The sequence below is a fragment of the Pseudomonas gingeri genome (genome assembly GCF_013385425.1).
GTDB lineage: Bacteria > Pseudomonadota > Gammaproteobacteria > Pseudomonadales > Pseudomonadaceae > Aquipseudomonas > Aquipseudomonas gingeri_D.
In genome coordinates this window covers 47,832-67,713 of sequence record NZ_JACAQA010000016.1, presented here as the reverse complement: position 1 = coordinate 67,713, position 19,882 = coordinate 47,832, and the positions used below count along the sequence as shown (strand labels likewise).

The 19,882-nt window shown below is 60.5% G+C and carries 17 protein-coding genes and 2 tRNA genes; 18 read left to right on the top strand and 1 reads right to left on the bottom strand.

All coding sequences use genetic code 11. The features are described from left to right. Positions 1 to 174 precede the first annotated feature (174 nt). The 6 genes from dnaJ (at position 175) to HX830_RS19595 (ending at position 7,745) form a co-directional block, all read left to right on the top strand. Positions 175 to 1,299, top strand: coding sequence for a molecular chaperone DnaJ (gene dnaJ, locus HX830_RS19620; protein ID WP_103494940.1), 1,125 nt, complete (start codon positions 175 to 177; stop codon positions 1,297 to 1,299). A gap of 10 nt (positions 1,300 to 1,309) precedes the next feature. Next, positions 1,310 to 2,116 carry a 4-hydroxy-tetrahydrodipicolinate reductase gene (gene dapB, locus HX830_RS19615; protein ID WP_177102025.1) on the top strand — a complete coding sequence of 269 codons (807 nt, stop codon included), beginning with the start codon at positions 1,310 to 1,312 and terminating at the stop codon, positions 2,114 to 2,116. A 259-nt stretch (positions 2,117 to 2,375) separates the two neighbouring features. Continuing rightward, on the top strand, positions 2,376 to 3,512 hold the full coding sequence (gene carA / locus HX830_RS19610; protein WP_177102023.1) for a glutamine-hydrolyzing carbamoyl-phosphate synthase small subunit: 1,137 nt from the start codon (positions 2,376 to 2,378) through the stop codon (positions 3,510 to 3,512). Between the two features lie 105 nt (positions 3,513 to 3,617). Next, on the top strand, positions 3,618 to 6,839 hold the full coding sequence (gene carB, locus HX830_RS19605) for a carbamoyl-phosphate synthase large subunit (RefSeq protein WP_103494937.1): 3,222 nt from the start codon (positions 3,618 to 3,620) through the stop codon (positions 6,837 to 6,839). After that, a complete protein-coding gene (gene greA / locus HX830_RS19600) occupies positions 6,836 to 7,312 on the top strand; it encodes a transcription elongation factor GreA (RefSeq protein WP_103494936.1) in 477 nt (158 codons plus the stop codon). The genes carB and greA overlap by 4 nt, the downstream gene beginning before the upstream one ends. Positions 7,313 to 7,340: 28 nt before the next feature. Further along, the gene (locus tag HX830_RS19595; protein ID WP_152737628.1) at positions 7,341 to 7,745 is read left to right on the top strand and encodes an MFS transporter; all 405 of its coding nucleotides are present in this window, start codon (positions 7,341 to 7,343) and stop codon (positions 7,743 to 7,745) included. 10 nt (positions 7,746 to 7,755) lie between these two features. Here HX830_RS19595 and yhbY read toward each other — a convergent pair whose 3' ends face one another. Beyond that, positions 7,756 to 8,064 carry a ribosome assembly RNA-binding protein YhbY gene (gene yhbY, locus HX830_RS19590; RefSeq protein ID WP_100939603.1) on the bottom strand — a complete coding sequence of 103 codons (309 nt, stop codon included), beginning with the start codon at positions 8,062 to 8,064 and terminating at the stop codon, positions 7,756 to 7,758. A gap of 106 nt (positions 8,065 to 8,170) precedes the next feature. Between yhbY and rlmE the strand changes: the two genes are divergently transcribed. From rlmE to rbfA, 12 genes are all read left to right on the top strand, one after another. Beyond that, the gene (gene rlmE, locus HX830_RS19585; protein WP_177102015.1) at positions 8,171 to 8,800 is read left to right on the top strand and encodes a 23S rRNA (uridine(2552)-2'-O)-methyltransferase RlmE; all 630 of its coding nucleotides are present in this window, start codon (positions 8,171 to 8,173) and stop codon (positions 8,798 to 8,800) included. A 203-nt stretch (positions 8,801 to 9,003) separates the two neighbouring features. Continuing rightward, on the top strand, positions 9,004 to 10,914 hold the full coding sequence (gene ftsH / locus HX830_RS19580; RefSeq protein WP_103494953.1) for an ATP-dependent zinc metalloprotease FtsH: 1,911 nt from the start codon (positions 9,004 to 9,006) through the stop codon (positions 10,912 to 10,914). A gap of 8 nt (positions 10,915 to 10,922) precedes the next feature. Next, a complete protein-coding gene (gene folP / locus HX830_RS19575; RefSeq protein ID WP_177102013.1) occupies positions 10,923 to 11,774 on the top strand; it encodes a dihydropteroate synthase in 852 nt (283 codons plus the stop codon). A 16-nt stretch (positions 11,775 to 11,790) separates the two neighbouring features. Further along, the gene (gene glmM, locus HX830_RS19570; protein ID WP_177102011.1) at positions 11,791 to 13,128 is read left to right on the top strand and encodes a phosphoglucosamine mutase; all 1,338 of its coding nucleotides are present in this window, start codon (positions 11,791 to 11,793) and stop codon (positions 13,126 to 13,128) included. Positions 13,129 to 13,194: 66 nt separating this feature from the next. After that, positions 13,195 to 13,950: a triose-phosphate isomerase gene (tpiA, locus tag HX830_RS19565; RefSeq protein ID WP_177102009.1), complete on the top strand. Its 756-nt coding sequence runs from the start codon at positions 13,195 to 13,197 to the stop codon at positions 13,948 to 13,950. A gap of 4 nt (positions 13,951 to 13,954) precedes the next feature. After that, positions 13,955 to 14,335, top strand: a complete 381-nt coding sequence (secG, locus tag HX830_RS19560; RefSeq protein ID WP_100939598.1) for a preprotein translocase subunit SecG — start codon at positions 13,955 to 13,957, stop codon at positions 14,333 to 14,335. A 29-nt stretch (positions 14,336 to 14,364) separates the two neighbouring features. Next, a tRNA-Leu gene (locus HX830_RS19555) sits at positions 14,365 to 14,450 on the top strand. 96 nt (positions 14,451 to 14,546) lie between these two features. Next, a tRNA-Met gene (locus tag HX830_RS19550) sits at positions 14,547 to 14,623 on the top strand. A 143-nt stretch (positions 14,624 to 14,766) separates the two neighbouring features. Beyond that, positions 14,767 to 15,225, top strand: a complete 459-nt coding sequence (rimP, locus tag HX830_RS19545; protein WP_177102043.1) for a ribosome maturation factor RimP — start codon at positions 14,767 to 14,769, stop codon at positions 15,223 to 15,225. A gap of 47 nt (positions 15,226 to 15,272) precedes the next feature. Beyond that, positions 15,273 to 16,754: a transcription termination factor NusA gene (gene nusA / locus HX830_RS19540; protein ID WP_100939596.1), complete on the top strand. Its 1,482-nt coding sequence runs from the start codon at positions 15,273 to 15,275 to the stop codon at positions 16,752 to 16,754. 27 nt (positions 16,755 to 16,781) lie between these two features. Next, positions 16,782 to 19,307, top strand: a complete 2,526-nt coding sequence (gene infB, locus HX830_RS19535) for a translation initiation factor IF-2 (RefSeq protein WP_103495486.1) — start codon at positions 16,782 to 16,784, stop codon at positions 19,305 to 19,307. A gap of 158 nt (positions 19,308 to 19,465) precedes the next feature. After that, entirely contained in the window at positions 19,466 to 19,882 is a 417-nt protein-coding gene (gene rbfA / locus HX830_RS19530; RefSeq protein ID WP_100939594.1) for a 30S ribosome-binding factor RbfA, read from the top strand.

The window sequence follows — 19,882 nt, the reverse complement described above, 5'->3', positions numbered from 1 at the left end:
TTGACTGCCCTTGAGCGGTGACTGGTAGGATGTCGCCGCGCGGGAGCTTGCTCCCGCGTTGGCGTGTCTGGAATAGACGAATTTTTACAGCATGCGACAGCGTTCGGGTGCTGGTGGTAGGGGCGGGACTGTTCCAGTCGGTTGTCCCGAACATCCTCAAGAGTGCAAAGAATCATGGCAAAGCGTGACTATTACGAGGTTTTGGGGGTCGAGCGTGGCTCCAGCGAAGCGGACCTGAAAAAAGCGTACCGCCGCCTCGCGATGAAACATCACCCGGACCGTAATCCGGATGACAAGGCGTCGGAAGAGCTGTTCAAGGAGGCCAACGAGGCCTACGAAGTACTGTCCGATTCCAGCAAGCGTGCAGCCTACGACCAGTACGGCCATGCGGGCGTCGACCCGAGCATGGGTGGCGGCGGTGCCGGTTTCGGCGGGCAGAATTTCTCCGATATCTTCGGCGATGTATTCAGCGATTTCTTTGGTGGCGGTCGCGGCGGTTCCCGTGGTGGCGCACAGCGCGGCAGTGATCTGCGCTACACCCTGGAACTGAATCTGGAAGAAGCGGTGCGCGGTACCACCGTCAATATCCGCGTTCCGACGCTGGTCAACTGCAAGCCGTGCGACGGTTCCGGGGCCAAGAAAGGTTCCGCGCCGATCACTTGCCCGACCTGTGGCGGTATCGGCCAGGTGCGCATGCAGCAAGGCTTCTTCTCGGTGCAGCAAACCTGCCCGCGTTGCCATGGCCAGGGCAAGATCATTTCCGATCCGTGCGATTCCTGCCATGGTCAGGGTCGCGTGGAAGAGTACAAGACCCTGTCGGTGAAAGTGCCGTCGGGCGTCGATACCGGTGACCGTATTCGCCTGTCCGGCGAAGGCGAGGCGGGTACCCAGGGTGGTCCGACCGGCGATCTGTATGTCGTGATCAATGTCCGCGAACACGATATTTTCCAGCGCGACGGCAAGCATCTGTTCTGCGAGGTGCCGATCAGCTTCGTCGATGCGGCCCTGGGTGGCGAGCTGGAAGTGCCGACCCTGGACGGTCGCGTCAAGTTGAAGATTCCGGAAGGGACCCAGACCGGCAAGCAGTTCCGTCTGCGCGGCAAGGGCGTTGCGCCCGTGCGTGGCGGCGGTGCGGGTGACCTGATGTGCCGTGTGGCCGTCGAGACCCCGGTGAACCTGAGCCGTCGCCAGCGTGAGTTGCTCGAAGAGTTCCGCTCCTCCCTGGATGGTGACAGCTCTCATTCGCCCAAGGCCAGCGGTTGGTTCGAAGGCATGAAGCGTTTCTTCGGCGACCTGTAAGGAGCGAGGCATGCGACGTATAGCTGTGATGGGCGCCGCCGGGCGCATGGGCAAGATCCTGATCGAAGCGGTGCAGCAACGCGCTCCGCTCACCGCTCTGACGGCGGCGATCGTCCGTCCCGGCAGTTCGCTGGTCGGTGCGGATGCCGGCGAGTTGGCTTCGTTGGGGCGTATCGGCGTGCCGTTGTCCGAGGGGTTGGATGCGCTGGCGGATGGGTTCGATGTGTTGATCGACTTCACGCTGCCGGAAGTGATGCTGAAAAACCTGGCGTTCTGTCGCCAGGCGGGCAAGGCCATGGTGATCGGTACCACCGGCCTGAGCGCCGAGCAGAAGCAGTTGCTGGTGGAGGCGGGCAAGGATATTCCCATCGTCTTCGCCGCCAATTTCAGTGTCGGGGTCAATCTGTCGCTGAAGTTGCTCGCGCTGACCGCTCGGGTGATGGGCGATGAAGCGGATATCGAGATTATCGAGACGCATCATCGGCACAAGGTCGATTCGCCTTCGGGAACGGCCATGCGCATGGGCGAGGTGATTGCCGATACCCTGGGGCGTGATCTGCGGAAGGTCGCGGTCTATGGTCGCGAAGGTCATGTCGGTGCGCGGGCACATGACACCATCGGTTTTGCCACGGTGCGCGGCGGTGATGTGGTCGGTGATCACACCGTGCTGTTCGCTGCCGAGGGCGAGCGCCTGGAGATCACCCACAAGGCTTCGAGTCGCATGACCTTCGCCAAGGGTGCGGTGCGTGCGGCATTGTGGCTGGATGGCAAGACGCCAGGCCTGTACGATATGCAGGATGTGCTCGAACTGCACTGATTGATGTCCCGGAAGCAGGGTTGGCAAGGTCTGCCCGCCCTGTTTCGCACCGCAAAGCGACGCCCTGTCGCATTCCCTGGCCTTTTCGGCTCATTAGCGGTGGATTAAAAAAGCCTTTTTCTGTAAGCTACAGCTTTAGTGTGTCCACTAAAAGCGCGCAGAATAATTCAGTGAACGAGCGGGGTGACGTGTCCATACGTCATTCCGCTTTTTTACAACCTGCGATCGCCCTTTCAGGCTTTATTTACGGGAGGTCTTCTTGACTAAGCCAGCCATACTCGCCCTTGCTGATGGCAGCATTTTTCGCGGCGAAGCCATTGGAGCCGACGGTCAGACCGTTGGTGAGGTGGTGTTCAACACCGCCATGACCGGCTATCAGGAAATCCTTACCGATCCTTCCTATGCCCAGCAAATCGTTACCCTGACCTACCCGCACATCGGCAACACCGGCACCACGCCGGAAGATGCCGAGTCCGATCGTGTCTGGTCCGCCGGCCTGGTCATTCGCGACCTGCCGCTGGTAGCGAGCAACTGGCGTAACACCATGTCGCTGTCCGATTACCTGAAGGCCAACAACGTGGTGGCCATCGCCGGTATCGACACCCGTCGCCTGACCCGCATCCTGCGGGAAAAAGGCTCGCAGAACGGCTGCATCATGGCCGGCGACAATATTTCCGAAGCCGCGGCAATTGCCGCAGCGCAAGGTTTCCCTGGCCTGAAGGGCATGGACCTGGCGAAAGTCGTCAGCACCACCGAGCAGTACGAGTGGCGCTCGACGGTCTGGGACTTGAAGACCGACAGCCACGCGACCATCGAAGCCTCCGAGCTGCCTTACCATGTCGTGGCCTACGACTACGGGATCAAGCACAACATCCTGCGCATGCTGGTCGAGCGCGGCTGCCGCGTGACGGTCGTGCCGGCGCAAACCCCGGCCAGCGATGTTCTGGCCCTGCAGCCGGACGGCGTGTTCCTGTCCAACGGCCCGGGCGATCCCGAGCCATGCGACTACGCTATCCAGGCGATCAAGGACGTGCTGGAAACCGAGATCCCGGTGTTCGGTATCTGCCTGGGTCACCAGCTGCTGGCCCTGGCCTCCGGCGCCAAGACCCTGAAAATGGGTCACGGCCATCACGGTGCCAACCACCCGGTCCAGGACCTGGACACCGGCGTTGTCATGATCACCAGCCAGAACCACGGTTTTGCCGTGGATGAAGCGACCCTGCCGGCCAATGTCCGGGCGATCCACAAGTCGCTGTTCGACGGTTCCCTGCAAGGCATCGAGCGCACCGACAAGAGCGCGTTCAGCTTCCAGGGCCACCCTGAAGCCAGCCCGGGCCCGAACGACGTTGCGCCGCTGTTCGATCGCTTCATCAATGAGATGGCCAAGCGCCGTTGATCGCCTGAATACCCGGGGCGGCCCCGCAACGCGGCGGCCCCCCGGGTCTCTTCTAGGATTGTTCAACGGCTTGCCGACTGACCTGCGGATTTGAGTGACAAACCCATGCCAAAACGTACAGACATAAAAAGCATCCTGATTCTCGGTGCCGGCCCGATCGTGATCGGCCAGGCCTGTGAATTCGACTACTCCGGCGCCCAGGCCTGCAAGGCCCTGCGCGAAGAGGGTTACCGCGTCATCCTGGTGAACTCGAACCCGGCCACCATCATGACCGACCCGGCCATGGCCGACGCCACCTACATCGAACCGATCAAGTGGCAGACCGTGGCCAAGATCATCGAGAAGGAGCGTCCGGACGCCCTGCTGCCGACCATGGGTGGCCAGACCGCCCTGAACTGCGCCCTGGACCTGGAGCGCGAAGGCGTGCTCGAGAAGTTCGGCGTGGAAATGATCGGTGCCAACGCCGACACCATCGACAAGGCCGAAGACCGTTCGCGCTTCGACAAGGCGATGAAATCCATCGGCCTGGACTGCCCGCGTTCCGGTATCGCCCACAGCATGGAAGAGGCCAATGCGGTCCTCGAGAAGCTTGGCTTCCCGTGCATCATCCGTCCGTCCTTCACCATGGGCGGCACCGGTGGCGGTATCGCCTACAACCGTGAAGAGTTCGAAGAAATCTGCGCCCGTGGCCTGGACCTGTCGCCGACCAAGGAACTGCTGATCGACGAGTCGCTGATCGGCTGGAAAGAGTACGAGATGGAGGTGGTCCGCGATAAAAAGGACAACTGCATCATCGTCTGCTCCATCGAGAACTTCGACCCGATGGGCGTGCACACCGGTGACTCGATCACCGTTGCGCCGGCACAGACCCTGACCGACAAGGAATACCAGATCCTGCGTAACGCCTCCCTGGCGGTACTGCGCGAGATCGGCGTGGAAACCGGTGGTTCCAACGTTCAGTTCGGCATCTGCCCGAACACCGGCCGCATGGTCGTGATCGAAATGAACCCGCGGGTATCGCGTTCCTCGGCCCTGGCTTCGAAAGCCACCGGCTTCCCGATCGCCAAGGTCGCGGCCAAGCTGGCCGTGGGTTACACCCTGGACGAACTGTCGAACGACATCACCGGCGGCAAGACTCCGGCGTCCTTCGAACCGTCCATCGACTACGTCGTGACCAAGCTGCCGCGCTTCGCCTTCGAGAAGTTCCCGAAAGCCGACGCCCGCCTGACCACCCAGATGAAGTCGGTCGGTGAAGTCATGGCCATCGGCCGGACCTTCCAGGAATCCCTGCAGAAAGCCCTGCGCGGCCTGGAAGTGGGTGTTTGCGGCCTGGACGAGAAGCTCGACCTGAGCAACCCGGAAAGCATGAACGTGCTCAAGCGCGAGCTGACCGTGCCGGGCGCCGAGCGTATCTGGTACGTGGCCGATGCCTTCCGCGCTGGCATGACCGTCGAAGAAATCTTCGGCATGAACATGATCGATCCGTGGTTCCTGGTGCAGATCGAAGATCTGATCAAGGACGAAGAGAAGGTCAAGACCCTGGGTCTGTCGGCCATCGACCGCGACCTGATGTTCCGCCTCAAGCGCAAGGGCTTCTCCGACATGCGTCTGGCCAAGCTGCTGGGCGTGACCGAGAAAAACCTGCGGACCCACCGTCACAAGCTGGAAGTGTTCCCGGTCTACAAGCGCGTCGACACCTGCGCGGCCGAGTTCGCCACCGACACCGCCTACCTCTACTCGACGTATGAAGAAGAGTGCGAGGCCGCGCCATCGGGTCGCGACAAGATCATGATCCTCGGCGGCGGTCCGAACCGTATCGGCCAGGGCATCGAGTTCGACTACTGCTGTGTACACGCGGCCCTGGCGCTGCGCGAAGACGGGTACGAGACCATCATGGTCAACTGCAACCCGGAAACCGTGTCCACCGACTACGACACCTCCGATCGCCTGTACTTCGAGCCGGTGACCCTGGAAGACGTGCTGGAAATCGTCCGTGTCGAGAAGCCGAAAGGTGTGATCGTCCAGTACGGCGGCCAGACCCCGTTGAAACTGGCGCGTGCCCTGGAAGCGGCCGGCGTGCCGATCATCGGCACGAGCCCTGACGCCATCGACCGTGCCGAAGACCGTGAGCGCTTCCAGCAGATGGTCGAGCGCCTGAACCTGCGTCAGCCGCCAAACGCCACCGTGCGCAGCGAAGACGAAGCGATTCGTGCCGCCAGCAAGATCGGTTACCCGCTGGTGGTGCGTCCGTCCTACGTACTGGGCGGCCGGGCGATGGAAATCGTCTACGAAGAAGAAGAGCTCAAGCGTTACCTGCGTGATGCGGTGAAAGTCTCCAACGACAGCCCGGTGTTGCTGGACCACTTCCTCAACTGCGCCATCGAAATGGACGTGGATGCGGTCTGCGACGGCACCGACGTGGTGATCGGCGCGATCATGCAGCACATCGAACAGGCCGGCGTTCACTCCGGTGACTCCGCGTGCTCGCTGCCGCCGTACTCGCTGCCGGCGCACATCCAGGACGAGATGCGCGACCAGGTCAAGAAAATGGCCCTGGAATTGGGCGTTGTCGGCCTGATGAACGTGCAGTTGGCCTTGCAAGGCGAAGATATCTACGTCATCGAAGTCAACCCGCGCGCCTCGCGGACCGTGCCGTTCGTCTCCAAGTGCATCGGTGTCTCCCTGGCCATGATCGCCGCCCGCGTGATGGCCGGTAAGACCCTGAAGGAGCTGAACTTCACCAAGGAAATCATTCCGAACTTCTACAGCGTGAAAGAGGCGGTGTTCCCCTTCGCCAAATTCCCTGGCGTGGACCCGATCCTGGGCCCTGAGATGAAGTCCACCGGTGAAGTGATGGGCGTTGGCGACACCTTCGGCGAAGCCTTCGCCAAGGCCCAGATGGGTGCCAGCGAAGTGCTGCCGACCGGCGGTACCGCCTTTATCAGCGTGCGTGATGACGACAAGCCACTGGTTGCAGGCGTGGCCCGTGATCTGATCAACTTGGGCTTCGAAGTGGTGGCCACTGCCGGCACGGCCAAGCTGATCGAAGCGGCCGGGCTGAAAGTGCGCCGGGTCAACAAGGTGACGGAAGGTCGTCCGCACGTCGTCGACATGATCAAGAATGACGAAGTCACCCTGATCATCAACACGACCGAAGGCCGTCAGTCGATCGCTGACTCGTACTCCATTCGTCGTAACGCGCTGCAGCACAAGATCTACTGCACCACTACCATTGCTGCTGGCGAAGCCATCTGCGAAGCGCTCAAGTTCGGTCCGGAGAAGACCGTGCGTCGCTTGCAGGATCTACACGCAGGATTGAAGGCATGATCAAATACCCCATGACCGTCCAGGGCGCGAAAGCCCTGGAAGAAGAGCATGCTCACCTGACCAAGGTCGTCCGTCCGAAGCTGAGCCAGGACATCGGTACGGCCCGCGAGCTGGGTGACTTGAAGGAAAACGCCGAATACCACGCTGCTCGCGAGCAGCAGGGTATGGTCGAGGCGCGGATCCGTGACATCGAAGGTCGCATGCAGAACGCGGTGATCATCGACGTCACGACCATCCCGCACACCGGCAAGGTGATTTTTGGCACCACCGTGGAAATCGCCAACGTCGAAACCGACGAAAGCGTGGTTTACCATATCGTGGGTGAAGACGAAGCCGACTTCAAACTCGGCAAGATCTCCGTCGGCTCACCGCTGGCCCGCGCCTTGATTGCCAAGGAAGAGGGTGACGTGGTGGCTGTCAAAACGCCGAGTGGCGTTATCGAGTACGAGATTGTTGAAGTCCGCCACATCTGAACGCCGGCGCCCGCTACGTGCGGGCGCCATGCTCTGGCAGCTGACCCAGATGCTCTGGGTCGGCGGCCTGTGGCTGCTGCACATCGGCTTGTTGCCGGTGTTGACGAAAATCGGCCTGGCACCGCTGCTGATCGACGAGATCAATAGCCTGCTGGGCTCTTTATTGATAGGGTTTGCCACGGTGTGTGTGATCGTGCAGACCTTGGTGTTGCTCCAGGCCGAAGGCCGGGCAAGCCTCTGGCGCGATACGCGCGGGCAATTGCTGCTGATGTCGCTGTATGCGTGCGGGATGTATTTCGCGGTGCGTACCTGGCTGCCGGATGCATTGCGCTGGCAGTTGTTCAGTTACCTGGTGCTCGGCCTTTGCGGCCTGGTGCTGGTGCTGCAACCGGTGCCGGGCGAGAGTGGCAGGGTACGCACGGCGTACCCTTGACCCGTCTACGTCACTTGAAGCGATGGACGTTGGACAACTGCTTGTTGACGCTGAAGTTCTTGCGATACAGCAGCGCCATCTTGCCGATGACTTGCACCAGATCCGCCTTGCCGGCCTTGCACAGTTGCGCAATGGCCTCCAGGCGCGATTCGCGGTCGAGGATATTGAGCTTGATCTTGATCAGCTCATGATCGCCCAATGCGCGTTCAAGCTCGGCTAACACACCTTCGGTCAAACCGTTGTCAGCCACAGTCAATACTGGTTTCAGATGGTGGCCGATGGATTTGTACTGTTTCTTCTGCTCTTGAGTGAGCGGCATAATCTGACCCCTGCGTCTGATCTTGTAAAAAGCGGCGGCCAGTTTACCCGAGCGCGTCCGGGACCGCCCAGTTAATCGCGATTCGACTATTTTTTCGAGGTGGCCCGTGGCCCGTTCCAAGACTAGCCTTAACTGGCTGAAAGAACATTTCAACGATCCATACGTCAAAATGGCGCAAAAAGACGGCTACCGCTCCCGGGCCAGCTACAAATTGCTGGAGATCCAGGAGAAGGACCGGATCATTCGCCCGGGCATGACCGTGATCGACCTCGGCGCGGCGCCGGGTGGCTGGTCCCAGGTGACCAGTCGTCTGATTGGTGGCAAGGGTCGTCTGATCGCGTCCGACATCCTGGACATGGACAGCATCCCCGATGTGACCTTCATCAAGGGCGACTTCACCGAGGACTCCGTCCTGGCTGAAATCCTCGCGGCAGTGGGAAATTCCGAGGTGGACCTTGTGATTTCCGATATGGCCCCCAATATGAGTGGTACACCCGAAGTGGATATGCCGCGTTCGATGTTCCTTTGTGAACTGGCTCTCGATCTCGCCGGACGCGTCCTACGCCCCGGTGGTGATTTTTTGATCAAGGTTTTCCAGGGCGAAGGCTTCGACGAGTACCACAAGAACTTCCGCAAACTGTTTGAAAAGGTCCAGACGCGCAAGCCGTCGTCTTCCCGTGATCGGTCCCGCGAGCAGTATCTGCTGGGTCGTGGCTTCCGCGGACGGATCGAGTAAGACGAGGTTCTTGGCCGGGGCGATAGGTTTTTCGTATTTCGCCCCGTGAGAATAAGCGCATATTGTGTAGTGATTGTTTCACAAAGGGTTACAGACGGCGCCTGCAGGATCTGTAGGTAATGTAGTAAGTTATGCCGGTGAATATCATGCGAAGCGCGCGCCAGTAGCGGATCCCGCTTCATGAGGGTAGTTAATTGAACGATATGGCAAAGAATCTGATCCTGTGGTTGATCATCGCGGCTGTCCTGGTGACGGTGATGAACAACTTCTCCAGTCCTAACGAGCCGCAGACCCTCAACTACTCCGACTTCATCCAGCAGGTCAAGGATGGCAAAGTCGAGCGCGTTGCCGTGGACGGCTACGTGATCACCGGCAAGCGCAACGATGGCGACAGCTTCAAGACCATCCGTCCGGCCATCCAGGACAATGGCCTGATCGGCGACCTGGTGGACAACCACGTCGTGGTCGAAGGCAAGCAGCCTGAGCAGCAGAGCATCTGGACCCAATTGCTGGTCGCCAGCTTCCCGATCCTGGTGATCATCGCGGTGTTCATGTTCTTCATGCGCCAGATGCAGGGCGGTGCGGGCGGCAAGGGCGGGCCGATGAGTTTCGGCAAGAGCAAGGCGCGCCTGCTTTCCGAAGACCAGGTGAAAACCACCCTGGCCGACGTCGCCGGTTGCGACGAAGCCAAGGAAGAAGTCGGCGAGCTGGTGGAGTTCCTCCGCGATCCGGGCAAGTTCCAGCGCCTGGGCGGCCGGATTCCTCGCGGCGTGCTGATGGTCGGTCCTCCGGGTACCGGTAAAACCTTGCTGGCCAAGGCGATTGCCGGCGAAGCCAAGGTGCCGTTCTTCACTATTTCCGGTTCCGATTTCGTCGAGATGTTCGTCGGTGTCGGTGCCAGCCGTGTCCGTGACATGTTCGAGCAGGCGAAGAAACACGCGCCTTGCATCATCTTCATCGATGAAATCGATGCGGTCGGTCGTCACCGTGGTGCCGGCATGGGCGGTGGTCATGACGAGCGCGAACAGACCCTCAACCAGTTGCTGGTGGAGATGGACGGTTTCGAGATGAACGACGGCATCATCGTGATTGCCGCCACCAACCGTCCTGACGTACTCGACCCGGCGCTGCTGCGTCCTGGTCGCTTCGACCGTCAGGTGGTCGTTGGTCTGCCGGATATCCGCGGTCGCGAACAGATTCTCAAAGTGCATATGCGCAAGGTGCCCATGGGCGACGACGTCGCGCCAGGGGTGATTGCACGCGGTACGCCGGGCTTCTCCGGTGCCGACCTGGCCAACCTGGTGAACGAGGCTTCCCTGTTCGCCGCGCGTGCCGGCAAGCGCATCGTCGAGATGAAAGAGTTCGAACTGGCGAAAGACAAGATCATGATGGGCGCCGAGCGCAAATCCATGGTCATGTCCGAGAAGGAAAAACAGAACACCGCGTATCACGAGGCCGGTCATGCCATTGTCGGTCGTGTGGTGCCCGAGCATGATCCGGTCTACAAGGTCTCTATCATCCCGCGCGGTCGTGCGCTGGGTGTGACCATGTTCCTGCCGGAAGAAGATCGCTACAGCCTGTCCAAGCGTGCGCTGATCAGCCAGATCTGCTCGCTGTATGGCGGCCGTATCGCTGAAGAGATGACCCTGGGCTTCGACGGTGTCACCACCGGCGCCTCCAACGACATCATGCGTGCCAGCCAGATTGCCCGGAACATGGTCACCAAGTGGGGCCTGTCCGAGAAACTGGGTCCGCTGATGTACGCCGAGGAAGACCAGGAAGTATTCCTGGGTCGTGGCGGTGGCGGTCAGAATGCCAGCTTCTCCGGCGAAACGGCCAAGCTGATCGATTCGGAAGTGCGCAGCATCATTGACCAGTGCTACGGCACGGCCAAGCAGATCCTGACGGATAACCGCGACAAGCTCGACGCCATGGCGGACGCGCTGATGAAGTACGAAACCATCGATGCCGAGCAGATCGACGACATCATGGCTGGTCGCCCGCCGCGTGAACCACGCGATTGGGAAGGCGGTTCGGGCACCTCGGGTACTCCGCCGGTGGTCCAGAACGAACGACCAGAAACGCCGATCGGCGGCCCCGCGGCTGATCATTAAGGTTTGAAATGACTTCTGTTCAGTCCTCGACCCGGTTGCCTTGCGGCAACCGGGTTCTTGATTTGGCCCGGACGCATGTCATGGGCATCCTCAACGTCACCCCTGATTCCTTTTCCGATGGCGGTCGTTTCAACCACCTCGATGCCGCCTTGCGCCACGCGCAGGCCATGGTCGAGGCGGGGGCGACGCTGATCGATATCGGTGGCGAGTCGACCCGTCCCGGTGCGCCCGTGGTTTCTCCTCTGGAGGAGCTGGAGCGTGTCGCGCCGGTGGTCGAGCGTATCCATCGGGAACTGGATGTGATCATCTCGGTCGATACGTCCACGCCGCAGGTCATGCTGGAGAGCGCTCGCTTGGGCGCGGGCCTGATCAATGACGTGCGCTCGTTGCGGCGTGACGGTGCCCTGCAGGCTGCTGCGTCTACCGGCTTGCCGGTCTGTCTGATGCATATGCTCGGCGAGCCGGGCAATATGCAGGACAATCCCCACTACGACGACGTCACGCGCGAGGTGGTGGATTTTCTCGCCGAGCACATGGCGGTATGCGCGGCAGCCGGTATCGCCGCCGAGCGCATTGTGCTCGACCCGGGGTTTGGCTTTGCCAAGACCCTGGCGCACAACCTGAGCCTGTTCAAGCATATGGAAGCCTTGCATGCCCTGGGGCGGCCGCTATTGGTCGGCGTCTCGCGCAAGAGCATGATAGGACAGGCCCTCGGTCGCCCGGTCGGTGAACGCCTGTACGGCGGCCTGGCCCTGGCGGCATTGGCGATAAGCAAGGGCGCACGGATTCTTCGTGTGCACGATGTCGCCGAAACGGTCGACGTGGTGCGCATGATTGCTGCCGTCGACGCTGCACAATAAGAACGATGGAGTTCTGATGAAGAAAAAATACTTCGGCACCGACGGTATTCGTGGGCGCGTAGGGCAGTACCCGATCACCCCGGACTTCATGCTCAAGCTCGGTTGGGCCGCCGGCATGGCGTTCCGCAAGCTGGGTGCCTGCAAGGTGCTGGTTGGCAAGGACACGCGGATCTCCGGCTATATGTTCGAGTCCGCCCTGGAAGCCGGTCTTTCCGCTGCCGGCGCCGATGTGATGCTGCTGGGGCCGATGCCGACGCCGGCCATCGCCTACCTGACCCGGACCTTTCATGCCGAGGCGGGGATCGTGATCAGCGCGTCGCACAACCCCCATGACGACAACGGCATCAAGTTTTTCTCTGGCGCGGGCACCAAGCTGCCGGATGATGTCGAACTGATGATCGAGGAATTGCTCGATGCGCCGATGACCGTGGTCGAGTCGGAAAAGCTCGGCAAGGTCTCGCGGATCAATGACGCGGCTGGTCGCTATATCGAATTCTGCAAGAGCAGTGTGCCGTCGGGGACCAATCTCGCGGGCCTGAAGATTGTTATCGACTGTGCCCACGGCGCCACCTACAAGGTCGCGCCGAGTGTGTTTCGCGAACTGGGCGCGCAGGTCGTCGCCCTGTCGGCGGCGCCCAACGGTCTGAACATCAACGACAACTGCGGTTCGACCCATATGAAGTCGCTGCAGGCGGCGGTGCTGGCCGAGCAGGCGGACCTGGGCATCGCCTTCGACGGCGACGGCGATCGGGTGTTGATGGTCGATCACACCGGTGCCGTGGTGGATGGTGACGAACTGGTGTTCATCATTGCCCGGGATATGGCCGAGCGCGGCAAGCTGAACGGCGGTGTGGTCGGTACCTTGATGAGCAACCTGGGGCTCGAGCTGGCCTTCAAGGAGCTGGATATCCCGTTCGTGCGCGCCAATGTCGGCGACCGTTATGTGATTGCCGAGTTGCTGGAGCGCAACTGGCTGGTGGGGGGTGAAAACTCCGGGCATATTCTCTGCCTGAATCACACCACTACCGGTGATGCGATCATCGCCGCGTTGCAAACCCTGATGGCCCTGCGCCGCCGTGGCGAAGGTCTGGCCCAGGCGCGCCAGGCGCTGCGCAAGTGCCCGCAGGTGCTGGTCAATGTGCGTTTTGCCGGCGGCGTCGACCCGGTCAAACACCCGAAGGTGATGCAGGCTTGCGAGCGTGTCACCGAGGCCATGAACGGTCGCGGCCGGGTGCTGTTGCGCAAGTCCGGTACCGAGCCGCTGGTGCGGGTAATGGTCGAAGGCGAGGACGAAGCGATGGTCCGTGGTCACGCCGATGCACTGGCAAAACTGGTGACTGAAGTTTGCGCCTGATTTCGGCTTGCCAGTGAGGATGTGGTTGGGTAACATCTGCGCCCACTTTGACCTGCGAGGTACAGCATGCGTCGCCCAATGGTAGCTGGTAACTGGAAGATGCACGGTACCCGCGCCAGCGTCGTCGAGCTGATCAACGGCCTGCGTGACCTGGCCTTGCCGAGCGGTGTCGATGTGGCGGTATTCCCGTCTTGCCTGCATATCAGCCAAGTGGTTGAAGGCTTGGAAGGCAAATCGATTCTGGTGGGTGCGCAGAACTCGGCGGTGGAGCCCCAGCAGGGCGCCTTGACCGGTGAAGTTGCACCGAGTCAGTTGCTCGATGCAGGGTGTTCCCTGGTGCTGGTAGGGCATTCCGAACGTCGCCTGATCATGGGTGAGTTGGATGCGGTCCTCATCCGCAAGTTTGCGGCAGCGCAGGCCTGTGGTTTGATTCCGGTGCTCTGTGTAGGGGAAACCCTGGAGCAGCGTGAGGCCGGCAAGACGCTGGAAGTGGTTTCGCGTCAGCTGGACAGTATTATCGAGGAGCTGGGTGTCGGCGCTTTTGCCAAGGCTGTCATCGCTTACGAACCGGTCTGGGCCATTGGCACCGGGCTGACAGCTTCGCCGCAACAGGCGCAGGATGTGCACGCCGCCATTCGCGCGCAGTTGGCGGCAAAGAATTCTGAGGTCGCACAAGGTGTGCGGCTTCTATACGGCGGCAGCGTGAAGGCGGCCAATGCGGTCGAACTGTTCGGCATGCCGGATATCGATGGGGGGCTCATTGGTGGGGCTTCCCTGAATGCAGATGAGTTCGGTGCGATCTGTCGCGCCGCGGGAAACTGAAAAAATGCTGGAAACAGTCGTAGTCGTTCTTCATCTGTTGGGTGCCCTGGGCGTTGTCGCTCTGGTATTGCTGCAACAGGGTAAAGGTGCGGACGCTGGTGCGTCTTTCGGGGCAGGTGCTTCAAATACTGTGTTCGGAAGCCAAGGTTCCTCTACCTTTCTTAGTAAGTTTACTGCTATACTTGCCGCAGGTTTCTTCATAACCAGCTTGGGGTTAGGTTACTTTGCTAAAGAGAAAGCTCATGAGCTGACTCAAGTAGGTTTGCCAAACCCAGCGGTGTTGGAAGTGCCAAAGCAGAAACCGGCATCTGATGATGTACCGGTGCTCCAGGAACCAAAGTCGGCCTCACCGACTGATGTACCCAAGGCTCCAGAGCAGAAGTAAAATGGGTTTCATGCTGTAAACGTTGTATTGCCGAGGTGGTGGAATTGGTAGACACGCAACCTTGAGGTGGTTGTGCCCATAGGGTGTAGGGGTTCGAGTCCCCTTCTCGGTACCAATTATCAGGAGAGCCCGCTGTTGCGGGCTTTCTTGTAGGTGGAAGGTTACATTGACCCTGCAAGGGATCGGTCGTATACTTCCGCCCCAGCTTTGTCGCGGGGTGGAGCAGTCTGGTAGCTCGTCGGGCTCATAACCCGAAGGTCGTCGGTTCAAATCCGGCCCCCGCAACCAGTTTTAGCGGAGCCCCTTTTCAGGGGCTTTTTGTTGGCTGGGTACTTCATGACGCCGCTGTTCGACGGCGTTTCAGGGATGGGCGATTCGCCCATTTTTTGTTTATTTCTATTGCATGCACAGAGATGCACGAGGGGGTTCAGGTGTCGAGCAAGCTAGAACAGTTGCAGGCCTTGTTGGCCCCGGTGGTCGTGGCCCTTGGCTATGAATGCTGGGGTATTGAGTATTCGGCTCAAGGTCGCCATTCCGTGTTGCGCGTTTATATCGATAAAGAAGGCGGTGTGCTGGTGGACGACTGTGCCATCGTCAGCCGCCAGATCAGTGGTGTCCTGGACGTCGAAGACCCCATCACCAATGAATACACCCTTGAGGTTTCCTCTCCTGGCATGGAACGCCCGCTGTTCACCCTTGAACAGTTTGCCTCGCATGCCGGCGAACAAGTGAAGATAAAGTTGCGCTCGCCGTTCGAAGGTCGACGTAATTTTCAGGGCCTTCTGCGCGGAGTGGAAGAGCAGGACATCGTGGTGCAGGTGGAAGACCATGAGTTCCTGTTGCCGATCGATTTGATCGACAAGGCCAACATTATTCCCAGTTTTGACTGAGACGCGGATCCCGCGGATCCAATGGCTTGCGAAAGGCGAGGCGTACGATGAGCAAAGAAGTATTGCTGGTTGTTGAGTCGGTATCCAACGAAAAGGGTGTACCGGCAAGCGTGATTTTTGAGGCGCTGGAGATTGCTCTGGCGACCGCTACCAAGAAGCGCTTTGAAGACGAAGTTGACCTGCGTGTGGAAATCAACCGCCACACCGGTGCCTATGAGACTTTCCGTCGCTGGACAGTCGTCGAGGAAGCCGATCTTGATGATCCGGCGATCGAGACCTGGCCGAGCAAAGTCGCAGAAACCCACCCAGGCGCCAAGGTTGGCGACGTCGTCGAAGACAAGATCGAGTCCATCGAATTCGGTCGCATCGCCGCTCAGACCGCCAAGCAAGTCATTGTGCAGAAGGTTCGCGAAGCCGAGCGTGCACAGGTCGTCGACGCCTATCGCGAGCGCCTGGGGGAAATCATCTCCGGCACCGTGAAGAAAGTCACCCGTGACAACGTCATCGTTGACCTGGGTAACAACGCCGAAGCGCTGCTGGCCCGCGAAGACATCATTTCCCGCGAGACTTTCCGCGTCGGCGTGCGCGTGCGCGCCCTGCTCAAGGAAATCCGCACCGAGAACCGCGGCCCTCAGTTGATCCTGTCGCGTACCGCGCCGGAAATGCTGATCGAGCTGTTCCGTATCGAAGTGCCGGAAATCGCCGAAGGCCTGATCGAAGTGATGGCCGCGTCCCGTGACCCGGGTTCGCGCGCCAAGATCGCGGTCCGCTCCAAGGACAAACGCATCGACCCGCAAGGCGCGTGCATTGGTATGCGCGGTTCGCGCGTCCAGGCCGTCTCCGGCGAGTTGGGCGGCGAGCGCGTGGACATCGTCCTGTGGGATGACAACCCGGCGCAGTTCGTGATCAACGCCATGTCGCCGGCGGAAGTCGCGGCAATTATCGTTGACGAGGATGCCCACGCGATGGACATCGCCGTCGGCGCAGACAATCTCGCTCAGGCCATCGGTCGCGGTGGTCAGAACGTGCGTCTGGCCAGCCAGTTGACCGGCTGGACCCTGAATGTGATGACCGAATCGGACATCCAGGCTAAGCAGCAAGCAGAGACCGGTGACATTCTGCGCAACTTCATCGACGAGCTGGAAGTCGACGAAGATCTGGCGCAGGTACTGGTTGATGAAGGCTTTACCAGCCTGGAAGAGATTGCCTACGTACCGTTGGAAGAAATGCTCAACATCGATGGCTTTGACGAAGACACCGTCAACGAGCTTCGCGCTCGGGCCAAGGATCGTTTGTTGACTAAAGCCATCGCTACTGAGGAAAAGCTGGCAGACGCCCATCCGGCCGAAGACCTGCTCTCGCTTGAGGGTATGGACAAGGATTTGGCGATGGAACTGGCGGTGCGCGGCGTAATTACCCGCGAAGACCTGGCCGAGCAGTCTATTGACGACCTGCTCGACATCGACGGCATTGACGATGATCGTGCCGGCAAGTTGATCATGGCCGCCCGAGCCCATTGGTTCGAGTAATTAGGCGCGGCCTGAGGAGAGAAGTGCATGACGCAAGTCACGGTGAAACAACTGGCCGATGAGGTCAAAACACCGGTAGAGCGCCTGTTGCAGCAGATGCGTGAGGCAGGTCTGCCACACACCGCCGCCGAGGAACATGTGACCGACAGTGAGAAGCAATCGCTGCTGACTCACCTGAAAAGCAGCCACAAGGCTAAAGTGGAAGAGCCGCGCAAGATTACCTTGCAGCGCAAGACCACCAGCACCCTGCGTGTTGCCGGTAGCAAAAGCATCAGCGTTGAAGTACGCAAGAAGAAAGTCTTCGTACAACGCAGCCCGGAAGAAATCGAAGCCGAGCGCAAGCGCGAGCTGGAAGAACGTCGTGCCGTAGAGAATGCGGCTCGTCAAAAGGCTGAAGAAGAAGCCAAGCGTCGCGCCGAAGAAGAAGCGCGCCGCCAGCCTGCTGCTGCTCCGGGTAACGCTGCGGTGGTCGAAGCCGTTGCCCAGGCACCTGTTGTCGCTGCCGAGCCTGTCCGTGAAGTCGCGGCGGCCGCTCCTGCACCAGCCGTCGAGCGCAAGCGCGAAGAACCGCGTCGCCCGGACAAGCCACGTGCCGACGATAGCAATCGTCGTAGCGGCAGTGGCGATGGCGAACGCAAGAACGCCCCGCACCGTGCTTCGGTCAAGGAAAAGGCGCCGGCGCCACGCGTGGCTCCGCGCACTACCGACGAAGAAAGCGACGGTTTCCGTCGTGGCGGTCGCGGCAAGGCCAAGCTGAAGAAACGCAACGCCCACGGTTTCCAGAGCCCAACCGGCCCTATCGTGCGTGAAGTGAAGATCGGCGAGACCATCACTGTTGGCGATCTCGCCCAGCAGATGTCGGTCAAGGCTGCTGAAATCATCAAGTTCATGTTCAAGCTGGGTACCCCGGCCACCATCAACCAGGTACTGGACCAGGAAACTGCCCAGCTGGTTGCTGAAGAACTGGGCCACAAAGTGACCCTGGTCAGCGACACCGCCCTGGAAGATTCCCTGGCCGAGTCCCTGAAGTTCGAAGGTGAAGCGTTCTCCCGTGCACCGGTCGTGACCGTCATGGGCCACGTTGACCACGGTAAGACCTCGCTGCTCGACTACATCCGTCGTGCCAAGGTAGCGGCCGGCGAAGCCGGTGGTATCACCCAGCACATCGGTGCGTACCACGTTGAAACCGATCGCGGCATGGTCACCTTCCTCGACACCCCGGGCCACGCCGCGTTTACCGCGATGCGTGCCCGTGGTGCCAAGGCCACTGACATCGTGATCCTGGTGGTTGCAGCGGACGACGGCGTAATGCCGCAGACCATTGAAGCCGTCCAGCACGCCAAGGCTGCCGGTGTTCCACTGGTGGTTGCCGTGAACAAGATCGACAAGCCGGGCGCCGATCTCGATCGCATCCGTAGCGAACTGTCGGTTCATGGCGTGACCTCGGAAGAGTGGGGCGGCGACACCCCGTTCGTATCGGTTTCGGCGAAAGTCGGTACCGGCGTGGACGAGTTGCTCGAAGCGGTCCTGCTGCAAGCCGAAGTTCTGGAACTGAAAGCGACTCCGTCGGCTCCTGGCCGCGGCGTCGTGGTGGAATCGCGTCTCGACAAAGGTCGTGGCCCGGTGGCTACCGTTCTGGTTCAAGACGGTACCCTGCGCCAAGGCGACATGGTCCTGGTCGGTTCGAACTATGGCCGTGTACGGGCCATGCTCGACGAGAACGGCAAGCCGATCAAGGAAGCCGGTCCTTCCATCCCGGTCGAGATCCTCGGCCTGGACGGTACCCCGGACGCTGGCGACGAGATGAGCGTGGTTGCCGACGAGAAGAAAGCCCGTGAAGTGGCTCTGTTCCGTCAAGGCAAGTTCCGCGAAGTCAAACTGGCCCGTGCACACGCCGGCAAGCTTGAGAACATCTTCGAGAACATGGGCCAGGAAGAGAAGAAGACGCTTAACATCGTCCTCAAATCCGACGTCCGTGGTTCGCTGGAAGCGTTGAACGGCGCCTTGAACGGCCTGGGTAACGACGAAGTGCAAGTGCGTGTTGTCGGTGGCGGTGTCGGCGGTATCACCGAGTCCGACGCCAACCTGGCACTGGCCTCCAACGCTGTACTGTTCGGCTTCAACGTGCGTGCCGATGCTGGCGCACGGAAGATCGTCGAGCAGGAAGGTCTGGATATGCGTTACTACAACGTGATCTACGACATCATCGAAGACGTCAAGAAAGCCCTCACCGGTATGCTGGGCAGCGATGTTCGCGAGAACATCCTGGGTACCGCTGAAGTGCGTGACGTGTTCCGCTCGCCGAAGTTTGGCGCGATCGCCGGTTGCATGGTGATCGAGGGTGTTGTTCACCGTAACCGTCCAATCCGTGTACTGCGTGAAGACATCGTTATCTTCGAAGGCGAGCTGGAATCCCTGCGCCGCTTCAAGGATGACGCTTCCGAAGTGCGTGCCGGCATGGAATGCGGTATCGGCGTGAAGAGCTACAACGACGTCAAGGTCGGTGACAAGATCGAAGTCTACGAGAAGGTCCAGGTTGCTCGCAGCCTCTGACTCGCGCACTTCAAGGGCCACGCCGAGCCGTCGCATTGAAATGCGCGGCACGGTGTCAGGACTCTAAACGCAACGCCCGGTCCGGCTTCTGCCAGGCCGGGCGTTTGCCGCTTTCAGACCCGCGGGTTTCACCGCAGGGCAGCTACAGGTAACAAGACATGGCAAAAGAATACAGCCGTACCCAACGTATCGGCGACCAGATGCAGCGTGAGCTCGCGCAACTGATCCGTCGTGAAGTCAAAGACCCGCGCGTCGGCCTGGTCACCATTACCGCCGTCGACGTCAGCCGTGACGTCGGCCACGCGAAGATCTTCATCACCGTGATGGGCCAGGACAACCCGGAAGACATCGCCCAGAGCATCAAGGTGCTCAACGCGGCGGCGGGCTTCCTGCGCATGCAACTGGCTCGCGAGATGAAGCTGCGCAGCGTGCCGCAGTTGCACTTCCACTACGACGAAAGCGTCGTGCGTGGTGCCCACCTGTCGGCGCTGATCGAGCGCGCCGTGGCCGAAGACAATCAACATGTCGACGGCGCGGCTCCAGAAGACACCCTTCCAGAAGACGGTCGGGAGTAA